We start from the raw sequence: 13132 nt of genomic DNA on the forward strand, positions 1-13132 counted from the left end.
TTAATTAAATAATTTTAAAGGAGATATTTATAATGGAAATAAGATATGCTTCAAGCAATAAAGATGCTAAATTTTACGATACGCAGGAACTAAGAGATGAGTATCTTATAGAAAATCTTTTTACTGATAATGAGGCCATCCTAGTTTATTCACATTTTGATAGAATCATTATTGGAGGAGTTAAACCTATTGATAAAGAAATTTTTCTTAGTGCCAGTAAAACCTTAGGCGTTAATTATTTTTTAGAAAGAAGAGAGCTTGGAATTATTAATATAGGTGATTCTGGTATTGTTACAATTGATGGAGAAGAGTATGTTCTTAACAATAAAGATGGACTTTATGTAGGAATGGGAAAAGAAAAAATTTCTTTTAAATCTATCGATAGTAATTCACCTGCTAAATTTTATTTAAATTCAGCTCCAGCTCACCATGAATATCCAACAATAAAAATTGGATTAGATATGGCTAATAAAGTTCAATGTGGAGATTTAGCAAACTCAAATAAAAGAACCATTAACCAATATATTCATCCTGCTGTTTGCAAGTCTTGTCAATTGGTTATGGGAATGACTATTTTAGACGTAGGATCTGTTTGGAATACAATGCCAACTCATACTCATGATAGAAGAATGGAGGTTTATTTATATTTTGATATGACAGATGATTCTAGAGTCTTCCACATGATGGGAGAGCCTTCTGAAACTAGACATATTGTTGTAGCCAATGATGAGGCTGTTATTTCTCCATCTTGGTCTATACACTCTGGAGTTGGAACAAAAGCATATACTTTTATCTGGGGGATGGTCGGAGAAAACCAGACTTTTGATGATATGGATCATATACCTATGAATGAACTTAGATAACTTTACACAAATTAGAAAATAGGAGGAATTAAATTGTTAAAATTTTTAGAACAAAATTTTGGATTAAATGGAAAAGTAGCTATGGTAACAGGAGGTAATACTGGAATAGGTTTAGCTCTAGCTAAAGGACTTGCTCAAGCTGGAGCAGATATATTTATTTATAGTTATACCGATGAGAATATCGATATTATTAAAGAAGAATTTGCTAAATTTGGAAGAAGAGTTGAATTTTATCAAGGCGATTTAACAAAAGAAATAGACGCATGTAGTGCTCCTCAAAAATGTATCGATGCCTTTGGTAAAATAGATATCTTAATTAATAATGCAGGAACAATATATAGAGCGCCTCTTTTAGAAGGAGAAAATTCTGGTTGGAAAAATGTTTTAGATTTAAATTTAAATGCTGTTTATTATATCTCAAAAGAAGCAGCTAAATTTATGGCAGATAATGGTGGTGGTAAAATTATTAATATTGCATCTATGTTATCTTTCCAAGGTGGTAAGTTTGTTCCATCATATACTGCAACCAAACACGGAGTAGCTGGATTAACAAAAGCATTTGCCAATGAATTAGCAGATAGAAATATTCAAGTCAATGCTATTGCTCCAGGTTATATCGCCACAGCCAATACCGCTCCAATTAGAGCCGATGAAAAAAGAAACGCTGAGATATTAAGTAGAATCCCAGCTGGCCGTTGGGGTCAACCTGAAGACCTTGCAGCAACTGCTGTATTTTTATCATCAAATGCTTCCAACTATATAAACGGACACATTCTATGTGTGGATGGTGGTTGGTTAGTTAGATAATTTAAATAGATGAACGACTACTGAATTTTTTTCAGTAGTCGTTTTTTATTATTCTACTCAATTAAAAGAATAAGTTGAAAAAAATTTTAAGGGTGTAGACAACATAAAAACTAAAAATTATGATAAAAAAATAGTTCCTACAACAAATAGATTCCAAAATTTTATAAATCTTAGTGTAATCCTAATTATTAATTCATTGATATCAATATATCTAGAATATAGATAATACAGGAAAGTTTATATAAAATATGTTTTATTTTCACCGTTTTTCTTGCTTTTTCCATGTATCTATTGTGTTCTAAACTTAAAATATATTTAATAATGCAAAGTTAAGAATTATAATCTTTCAATATGAAATGAATAAAGGTATAATTATATTAAAAATATCAGAATAAAAAATCCAGAAAAATCTTTAGAAATATTATCAAGAAATTATGCGGAATTAGTGGTTGATATTGTCTTAAAATTATTAGATTTAGAAAAATTTAATTTACCATAAGAAATAAAATTAGAAACTGTTATTAAAAAAATTTCTAGAATGAAGCAAAAAAGAAACAAAATTTAGTAATTTAACTTGATATATACTAAATTATTCTAAAAAAGAACTACAAAAGAAATTATTAAAATATCTAAAAAATTATTAGGTGAAACTATTCAAAAAATCCATTCAAATATAATTTCAATAATTATAACTTTATTGGTTCAACCAGAGGAAACAATTGTAGCAATTGAAGAATTTTACAACGAAATAGTGTCATGTAAAACAAAAATTCTTTTGGATATTATTGATGAATTATCCTTTAGAAAATAATTTTGACGTTATTATTACAACACGCAATACAGACTTGATGAATTATATAAACAAAAAGCTATTTGAATTTTTATTTTTTATCTACAAAGATAATATTTTTGTTTAAATTTTATTGATTTTTATATTGTTGTAAGAAGTTTTTATATGATAAAGTATCTGGTAAAAATTAAAAAGTCCTCACTTAAAAGCCATGCTAGAAGAATTACAAAAAGATTATGTAGATTGTCGTTAAATCTTTAAATAGATTAAGTCATAGTATAATGGATCTATTGGACCAACTTTAAAGTTTTAAGATAAAAATATTGATACTGATATAACAATTAGAAAAAATTTTTAACCATAATTGGAGCAGTTACAGAGTTAGATTAATGAAAGCGTTAGAAAAGGTGTTACTAGTCCAAAAGATAAGGGTAAATGCAAAGGAAGAAAAAAGCAGCATTGAATTAAAAGGTAAAAGTTTAAATAGATTCAAGATATTTTTACAATAGCTGTCAAAGGAGTTTTGAGTTCCTAAAGCCACCATATATAAATGGTAAAAGATTCTTAAAGAAAGAGAAGAAATTTAAACAGGTAAATATTAATAATCAATATGCTGGAAATTGTAAAAATCAACAAGTTATGATTTCAGGTCCGTAATCTAATCCCACTATTCCATTTTTATTGAAAAAACGAATACCTTTATCGAGTGCTATAACACAAAATGTTACTACGGTTCATATTATATTTTTAGGAATACATCCGTGTGTAGATAGAAATGGTAGAACTTCAAGATTACTTTTAAACTTATAACTAATGAAAGATGGATATCTATCAATAATTATAAAAGAAATTAACAATAAAATAATAGAAAAATAACAGAAGTGACATTATTATGTATCGCTAGGCTTAGAATCGAAGGACATGCTTTACCTTGATACTTCTGATTTCCAAATTTGAATTTTTCTAGAATAATAAAAAAATTTATAGGAACAACTAAAGACAAGAGGTATTGATAACACAACTACTCTTTCCTTAGGAGAAGACCTTGTTTGATTGAATAACTATTATACCTCAATAAACTTTAAGTTAACAGAAACAAAAAAACACTTAGGAGATAGAAGAAATAATGGATTATAAATGGCAGATAGAATTTGAAAAAAAATTAAAAAATAGTATACAAAATAATTTAATTTTAAGAGATATTGAAATATCAGAACAAGAGTTTTTAAAAATGGCTGAAGTGATATCGTTTGGATTGAAAAGGGGATATTTCGAAGATGATAAAGAAAATTTATTTCTTACAAGATTCTTAATTGAGTTGGGGTATAAAGAATACAGTGAAAAGATGTTTTGGGATTTTGTATTTAAAAAATTAAGATTAGAAAAAAATTCTAAATATCAAACTATTATGTCTGAACTTATGTATAAAACTTTAAAAAAAAATAAGTTATCATATATAAATACGGGTAAAAAATATGTTGGAAGTATACTTATAAATACTTATGTTCCTAAAAATTATCTAGAAAAATTTTATAAATTTTTAGAAAGTTTTTATACTAAAGAGTTATCACAAAATTTTGATGAAGAAACAGTTCTAAATAATATAAAAGAGTTACAAAATTATATAGAAAGTGAAGAAAATAAAAAGAATAACGTCTCAACAAATCAATTCCATGAATTCAGCGACAAGCCTACAACTTTTTATCTATTAACAATAGTAAAAAAATCAATATATTTAAATAAACAAAGCTTTTCAAATTATTTATATAATTATTTAGAAGTATTTGATTCTTATTGGTGGAATCAGAAAAATAAAAAAAATTTAAAATTTAAAGAAGAACAGATTTTTTTTGAAAATTGGTTTTTTAAAGAGCCAAATATTAGAGAAAGAAATAAAATTAAAAAATTTGAAAAACAATATAAAAAACCGACAATAAAATTAAATAACCACAATCAATTAGTTATATTTATTCCAAGGCAAAAAGTTATGGTTATAGATGATTATAAATATCCAATTTTTTTTAAATTAAAACATAATGAAAAAGAATTACAAAAGGGAAGATTAAATGCATTTAGCTCTTTTAATAAAGTTATAATTGAACAAGAAAAAATTATATTAAATGAATTTTATCAGCCTTTAGAGTTAATAATTGAAAGTGGAGGAAATGAACTAAAAAAATTTAAATTATTACAAGAACCATTTATTATTTTTGATAAAAATTTAGAAATGGAAGAGATAATTTCTTTAAAAGATAAAGAAGTTTATACGATATATAATAATAAAAATTTAATTTTAAAAATAAATGATGAAGAAACAATTTTAACAAAAGGAATTAATAATTTTATTTATTCAAAGGATTATAAGTATGAAGTTATATCTTTAGAAGAGAGTTATTTTTTAGGAAAACCTCCCCTATTTAAGATTTTAGGAAATAAAGAAAAAATATTCAAATTAGACAATAATGAAAAAATATCTATTTATAAAACTTTTCCTAAAATTTTTATAAATACACTAGTTGAAGAATTTAATATAAGAATTGATATAAATAATCAAAAATTTAAATTATCAGATTTAAGGGATAGTATTGAGAAAGTCTTTAATGGCTTTAATATTGATTTTAAAAAAAATTATCATTTTACTTCAGGTAAAGTTGCAATAAAAATTATTGAGTTAAAAGATAATAAAACAATTTTTAAAGAAGAGTTGTATATTTTAAATTTTGATGTTTTATTCAATAAAGATAGATATATTTTTGATGAAAGAGCATATTTAAAAATAAATAAATACGAAGACATATTAATTCATCATAATTACAAAGAATATAATAATCAATTAGAAATTCCATTAAATACTTCAAGAATAAAATTAAAAATAGGAAATGATATTATATATTGTGAATTACCTATTCTTAAATGGAGATTTAAAAATGAAAACTCTTGGAAATATAATAAATTATTATCTTGGCATGAAGATTTTAAAGGTGAAATTGAAATAAATATGCCAAATATAAAAGAAATGAAATTAGAATTTGCTAATATCAAGATAATAAATTCTATAAAAAATAAAGATACATTTATATTCAATTTAGATAGATTTTTAGATGATTTTAAATTAATAAATTCTAATCTTGTTGATTTAAATCTAAAGCTAGATAATGAAAAAATAAATATTGGACAAGTTATTGCAAAGTTATTTTTGAAAAATATGGGTATAGGATATATTCAAAATGCACAAAATTTATTGGGACAATATGAAATATATGGAAAAGGAGAATATTTCATTGATATTGTTAATGAAATCGGAAAAAAGCAAAGAGTTTTAAATAAATTAATTAAAGAAAATATAAATAAAGAATTCTTTACTAAAAAATATGTACTAGATTATGAAAATTATAAAATAATATTAGGATATTATGAAGGAAAAACTAATCAATTTTTTGGTTCTAAAAATAGAGTTGAGAAAATTTTATATGAGGGCAAAATACAAGAAATTAAGTCCGAAAAAAAAATAGCAGATAGATTATATAATAACCATATGATTCAAATTTATAGTTGTTCTATAGATAAAAAGCTATATAATATTAAAAGCTTTTTTATAAAAAAAATTGAGTTAATCGAAAAAAATAAATATCAAGGACAAGCTTTTTACTACTTAAAAGATGGAACCACTAGATATTTCTCATTTAATAATCCATTTGTATTTGAAACAGATAATTTAGAAAATGCTGAAGGGATTATAATTACATTAGTTGATAAAAATGAAGATTTCCCTATTTATGATTCTTACTATAAAAAATTATTAACAAATGAACCTACAGAAGATAAACATAACTACCAAAGGTGGTTAATACCAGATAAATACAAATTCAAAATAGTAGAGGGAGTATAAATTAAAATGTCAGAATTAAATCCGATTCAAGCAGCAAAAAATATAAAAGAAAAATATATAGAATATTTATTAACAACATTCAAAATAGCAGATAAAGAGATTGAAGAACAATTTAAAAATGAGCTATTTAAAAAAAATAAGTTATCAAAAGGACCTTTTCTAGAAGTTTCTAATTCTTTTGAAAAAGGAAAATCAATTAATCAGTTAATTAAAGAATCAGTATTAACTAAAGAGTTTAAAAATTTTAACTCACAAGAATTTCCATTTAAAAATAAAGACCTAAATATTTATTTCCACCAAGAACAGGCTATAAAAAAAGTTGCTAATGGTGAAAATATTATTGTATCTACAGGTACAGGTTCTGGAAAAACAGAAAGTTTTTTAATCCCAATATTAAATCATTTATTGGCAGAAAAAGAAAAAGGAATACTATCTTCTGGTGTAAGAGCTTTAATTTTATATCCTATGAATGCTCTAGTGAATGATCAGATGGAAAGATTTAGAAAACTTTTAAAAGATTATCCTGAAATAACTTTTGGAAAGTTCACAGGAGAAACAGAACACAAACAGCAAAATGCTGAAGTACTTCACAAAGAGGTTGTAAAAGAAGCTGATATTATTCCAAATGAAATTATTTCAAGAGATGAAATGAGAAAAAATCCACCTCATATCTTAATAACAAACTACGCTATGTTAGAATATTTAATGTTAAGACCTGAAGATAATACTTTTTTTGATGGTCCTAATGCTAAATTTTGGAATTTTATAGTTCTTGATGAAGCTCACACATACAAAGGTGCACTAGGAATAGAATTAAGTATGCTTTTAAGAAGATTAAAAGAAACAATAAAGAAAACTAATAATATTCGTTTTATATTAACCAGCGCTTCATTAGGGAGAGGTGTTAAAGACAATCCAGATATAGTTAAATTTGCTGAAAATTTAACTGGCGAAAACTTTAAAGAAGAAAATATTATTGGAGCAACGAGAGTTAAGTATACTACAACGGGAGATAAGAAATTTGATTTAAATATTTATACTAAAATATCAGAAGTTTTAGAAGATAAAAATAAAATAATTGATATTTTAAAAGAATATAAATTAAATAATTATTTTGAAAATATAGATAAATATTCAATAGAAGAAATATTATTTGAATTGATTTTAAAAGATGAAAATTTTTATAAGTTAAGATGTTTATTAAATGAACCAAAGGAAGTTTATGAAATCTTAAAAGAAATGAATATACTAGATGAAAATTATTTATTAAACTTTATAAAAGTAGCAAGCAAAGCTAAAAAAGATAATGTTGAATTATTTAAATCAAAATATCATTATTTTTTTAAAGCCTTAGAAGGTGGATTTTTATCTTTGTACCCTAAGAAAAATTTCTATTTAAATAGAATGGAAAAAGTAAATATTGATGATGAAACTTTAAAAGTCTTCGAAATTTCAACATGTAAATTCTGTAATGAAATATATTTAGTTGGAGAGGTAGTAAATTCGAGATTTCATTATAAAGTTTTAAATCAAAAGATAAATTATATGACAGAAGATGCAAGTGCAGATTTAGAATATTTTTTATTAAAATCTGATATAATAGAAAAAAATGAAGATGAAAATTTCAGTGAGAATGAAAAATTAACAAATGAACCATATGAATTATGTGCAAAATGTGGAGGAGTATTTAATAAAAATTATTTAGGAGATAAATGTAATTGTGGTAACAAATACTTAATAGACGTAATTAGAATTAATAAAAATACGAAAATGCAAACATTGCATACATGTAGATCTTGTGGCTCAACAAATCCTAAAAGTAGTGTATTAAAAAGATTTGTTATTGGTGCAGAGGGAGCTACTGCAGCTTTAGGAACAGCTCTTCACGAAAGTTTACCTGATACAATAATTAAAACAGCCACCAATGAAGTAAAAGAAATTTCTACAAATCGTTTTTTTGGGAACAAAAAAACTACTACTAAAAAAAGAGAAGAAACTATAAGGCAGTTTTTAGTTTTCTCTGACTCCAGACAAGCAGCGGCATATTACGCAACATTTATGGAGGAAAGTTACAATAAATTTTTAAGAAAAAGAGTTGTTTATGAAGTAATCTCAAAATCAAATATTGATTTAAGCATAGACCAACTTATTAATCAAGTCCAAGCGATTTTCGAAACTAATAAAATTTTTGAAACTAAAGACTGTCAAGCTGAAGCTTGTAAAAGTGTATTTTTTGAATTATTTAGTATCGATAGAAGATATAGTTTAGAAGGGGTAGGTTTGGCACAATTTTATATTGATTTTGATAAAGAACAAATTGATACTGGACTATTTTCGTTAGAAGAAACAAATGCATTATTACAAGAGTTATGTAATATTTTTAAATATAAAAGTATCATTGATTATGATCATTATAATATTACTAAAAGTCAAAAAGAATATTTTATGTACTCTACAAAAGAAAACTATATTAATTTAAGTGATCAAAATATAGAAGAAGGTATTTTTTCTTGGTTAACTACAAAAAATAATAACTCAAGATTTAAATTGATTGAAAAAGTATTAAATGCTCCTACTGAAATGATTAAGGAGTTTCTAATCGAAATGTGGAAAAGCGTATTAAATTCTGAAGAAAAACCATTATTAAAAGTAGTGAGAAATAATTATAAGTTAAATATAGAAAATATAAAAGTTAGATCTGGAAATAAAATAGATTGGTACTATTGCAAAAAGTGTAAAAAAATAACTCCTAATAATATCAAAAATATTTGCCCAACTTATTCATGTAACGGACTATTAGAAAAGATTAATCCAAATGATTTATACAAAGAAAATCACTATAGAAATTTAACAAAAGAATTATTAATTAAACCATTTAAAATTAATGAACATACAGCACAATTAGATGCAAAATTAGCTTATAAAATTCAAAAACAGTTTTCTGAAAAGCAAATTAATGTTCTTAGTTGCTCTACAACTTTTGAGGTTGGAGTTGATGTAGGAGAATTAGAAACAGTTTTTATGAGAAATATGCCACCTTCTCCTGCTAATTATTCTCAAAGAGCGGGAAGAGCAGGAAGAAGAGGTAGTTCATCTGCATTTATTTTAACATTCTGTAGTCAAAAATCTCATGATTTTAATTTCTATAAAAATCCAATACAAATGATAAAAGGAATGATACCACCTCCTAAATTTGATTTAAATAATAAAAAAATAATATTGAGACATATTTATGCTATATGTTTTAGTCATTTTTGGAAGAGCAATATAAATTATTACGGAGAAGGAAAAGTTTTAAATTCTTTAGCTGATAATATAGTTCAATCATTTAAAGAGTATTTATTATCAAAACCAAATGAAATTAAAATATTCCTAAAAAATATTTTAAATGAAGAAATTAAAAATGACTTAGGAATTGATAAGTGGGAGTGGGTGGATTCTTTAATTTCCGATTCACCTGCAGGGGCAATTTATAGAGCAAAAAAAGAATTCTTCTCAGAAATTAATGAAATTGATGAAGCAATAAAAAAACTTAAAAGTGATATTTTAAATTCTAATAAGATAGGAAATAAAGCTTATAATTTAAAAAGTATTGAAATGATGAAAGCTAACATAGAAAGTAAAATAACTATAAATTATTTTGCACAAAAAAATCTATTACCTAGATATGGATTCCCTGTTGATACAGTGGAATTATATTCAAATACTAAAGATGAATTAAGACTTTCAAGAGATTTAGGAATAGCTATATCAGAATATGCACCTGGTGGCCAAGTAATCGCAAATGGAAATCTTTTAACAAGTAGATATCTAAAAAAAGTCCCAACTTTAAACTGGAAAATATATAATTATGGTATTTGTAAAGAGTGTAAAACTTTAAATCAACACTTAGATACTAAAATAACAGAAGAAAGAGAAAAGTGTTCAAACTGTGGAGAAGAAGTAAATTTAAGTGAAAAATATATTGTCCCTGAATTTGGATTTAAAATAGAGAATACTCCTATTGAAAAAGCTGGAACAAAAAAACCTAAAAAGTTATATTCATCAGATATATATGCTATTGAAAATAAGAATGCGCAAAAAATAGCAGAAAAAGAAGTTCTTTGGGGTGAAGGAAGGTTAATTTTAAAAAGTTTTAAAGATGAAGAAATGGGGATTATTAGCCAAAATAAATTCTATATTTGTGAAACATGTGGATATGGAGAAAAAGGAATAGGAAATACAAATCAACCTTTTAAAACAGTTAAACATGAAAATTCAACAGGTTATGAGTGCAAAACTCAATTAAAACCCTATAGCTTAGGACATAAATTTAAAACAGACATTGTTTCAATAGATTTTATTAGCAAAAATTACTTAGAAATTAATGAATCTCTTCTTTATGCAATTTTAGAAGGAATTAGTAGTATTTTAAATATTGATAGAACTGATATAGCTGGATGCTTAAAAAAAATAGATAGAAAAAATCATATTGTTATATATGATACTGTTCCTGGAGGAGCAGGTCATGTAAAAAGACTTTTAGAAGAAGACAATATGATTAAAATATTAAAAGAAGCATTTAAAATAGTTAGTGAATGTGAATGTGGAGAAGAAACTTCTTGTTATTCTTGTTTGAGAGATTATTCTAATCAAAGATATCACGAAAATCTTTCGAGAGGAAATGTTATAAATACATTAAATAGCTTGAAAAACAATTAAAAAATAACGAATAAAAAATTACCTTTTTATATTATCATATGCATAAAATCCAAATATTTTTTATTATTTTTTTTTGTTCTATTAAAAGACACTTTAGTGTATCGTCTATACTCTTTAGAAAATAGTAAATATTTTTGAATATTATTTGATGAATTAGAATTTTATTTCATCATTCTCTGGCTTTTTGTTATTAGAAAAAATTATAAATACTCACTATTTCTTTAGGAATAGTGGAGCTACGGATGCTGTATTCCTTTGATACTTCATCCGTAGTCACCTCTTTTTTAAATATTTTTTGAAACTATAATATTATATAGTTACTGTTCCTTTTTTATACTGAGGAGCAATATCATACAAATCTACTGAGAAACAATGCTCTAAATCTCCTTCAAATCCAATACTTTTAAGGTAAGAGTAGTGCTTACTTCCTTCTAGTATTGTTTCTATAGGTAATTCCAGTTGTGCCACTCTCAAAATACTTCTACTGAAATCAGACATTGTAATAAATGTCTGATTTTCTAATTTTTTTACTATCAAACCAGCACATAATGCATCATCTAATGAAAATTCATCATCTGTTCCTGCACATATAATCACTACATCTTCATTTTGTTCTAAAAGCTCTTTTGAAATAGCTGAAATATTTAAAAAACTAGCTATATATAACATTTTAGATTTTAAAGCACTTTCAATAGCTCTCGTCCCATTACTTGTTGTCATAAAAATTTCTCTATTTTCAACTATTTCTCTCTTATACTCAAGTGGAGAATTTCCAAGATCAAATCCATCAATTTTTAACCCTCTTCTTTCTCCAGATAATATAGGTCTTTCGACTTTCTTACTCTCTTCAAGAACTGATTCAATCGATTTGAAGGGATGGATAGATTTTGCTCCGTTAAATAAGGCAGTTACCATAACTGTCGTTGCTCTTAATACATCGATAACCACAACTATTTTCCCTTGTGTATTTTGTTCTGTTACCTCTTTAGCTGATGATAAAATTGTTATGTTCATAGAAGTTCACCTCATATTTTATTTGCATACTGATATATATCTTTTAAAACTTCCTTTACTCACAGTACAGCTATCAATTATTTCAAATCCTGATTTTTTTATCATTGAGTCTAAATTTTCAAATGATATCATTATCATTTTTTTAGAAATTCTTCTGGCTGTATTAATAATATCTTGTTGTTCTTCTAAACTCGTATGGCTAAATATTCCATAAGGAATATCAATTATAGATGAATCGTATTCTTCATCTATATCATGCATATCCCCAGTTATAACTTTTGGTTCTAAAGCATAGAACTCTAAATTTTCTTTTGCATTTAGAGAAATCTGAGAATTTATTTCATATCCCACTATATCGTAATTCATAGATAACCCTTCTACTATAGTTGTTCCAACTCCACAGCACGGATCTATAATTTTAGTTTCACAATTTCCATCAGCTGCAATATTTACTACTGCTCTTGCCAACTTTACACCCATTGAATTTGAATATGAGTGAGGTTTTCTATCATGCTCATGCCACTTGTAATTATTCTTATCCATGATTCCAAATAACCATTTTTCCTTATATTTCGTTAGCCCTAAAGTTATTTCTGGATTTCTCATATCAGGAAAACCAATAATTCTTAATCCAACTTCTTTAATATTTTTTAATCTATCTTCATAGGGAATATTTCCACTTTCAAGTCTTAAATATTCAACCTTAAAGTTATCAAAACTCATTTTATTTTTTTCAAGTTCCTGAAGAATCTCTTCAAAGCTATCTTTTTCATAAACTATATCTAATCCACTTTTAATAAATGGACTATTTGATGCTATAAAGCATCTTTCAGAAATTAAAACTTTATTTTCTGGTTCTTTTCCAAATAAGGTTCTCATCTCCATTAGACATAATTCCTCTTCAAAAACAGGGTAATTTACTGCATATAAATATTTATTTAACTTATTTAAACTCTTCATTGTTCCTACTTTCTAATAATTTTCATACAATTATTTTAAATTATACAATAAAATCTTTTAATTTCACATAAAAAATATTGTATAATATTGAAAACAAGTTATGGGAGA

General features: G+C 25.0%; 6 protein-coding genes. 4 read left to right on the top strand and 2 right to left on the bottom strand.

Features of this window, described 5'->3' with window-relative positions; all coding sequences use genetic code 11:
• Nucleotides 1-32: 32 nt before the first annotated feature.
• The 4 genes from kduI to H3N56_RS11640 all read left to right on the top strand — a co-directional run bounded on the left by kduI (nt 33) and on the right by H3N56_RS11640 (nt 11050).
• The gene (kduI, locus tag H3N56_RS11620; protein WP_185881363.1) at nt 33-863 is read left to right on the top strand and encodes a 5-dehydro-4-deoxy-D-glucuronate isomerase; all 831 of its coding nucleotides are present in this window, start codon (nt 33-35) and stop codon (nt 861-863) included.
• A gap of 33 nt (nt 864-896) precedes the next feature.
• Entirely contained in the window at nt 897-1670 is a 774-nt protein-coding gene (gene kduD / locus H3N56_RS11625) for a 2-dehydro-3-deoxy-D-gluconate 5-dehydrogenase KduD (protein ID WP_221893487.1), read from the top strand.
• Nucleotides 1671-3586: 1916 nt separating this feature from the next.
• Complete coding sequence (locus tag H3N56_RS11635; RefSeq protein WP_185881364.1) at nt 3587-6349, top strand: hypothetical protein; 2763 nt, start codon at nt 3587-3589, stop codon at nt 6347-6349.
• Between the two features lie 6 nt (nt 6350-6355).
• On the top strand, nt 6356-11050 hold the full coding sequence (locus H3N56_RS11640) for a DEAD/DEAH box helicase (RefSeq protein ID WP_185881365.1): 4695 nt from the start codon (nt 6356-6358) through the stop codon (nt 11048-11050).
• 309 nt (nt 11051-11359) lie between these two features.
• Here H3N56_RS11640 and H3N56_RS11645 read toward each other — a convergent pair whose 3' ends face one another.
• Together H3N56_RS11645 and H3N56_RS11650 are read right to left on the bottom strand one after the other, a co-directional pair.
• On the bottom strand, nt 11360-12064 hold the full coding sequence (locus H3N56_RS11645) for a 2-phosphosulfolactate phosphatase (protein ID WP_185881366.1): 705 nt from the start codon (nt 12062-12064) through the stop codon (nt 11360-11362).
• A gap of 18 nt (nt 12065-12082) precedes the next feature.
• Nucleotides 12083-13024: a TRM11 family methyltransferase gene (locus tag H3N56_RS11650; RefSeq protein WP_185881367.1), complete on the bottom strand. Its 942-nt coding sequence runs from the start codon at nt 13022-13024 to the stop codon at nt 12083-12085.
• Nucleotides 13025-13132: the final 108 nt, after the last annotated feature.

Origin of the sequence: Cetobacterium sp. 2A, from assembly GCF_014250685.1 — a bacterium.
Taxonomy (GTDB): Bacteria; Fusobacteriota; Fusobacteriia; order Fusobacteriales; family Fusobacteriaceae; genus Cetobacterium.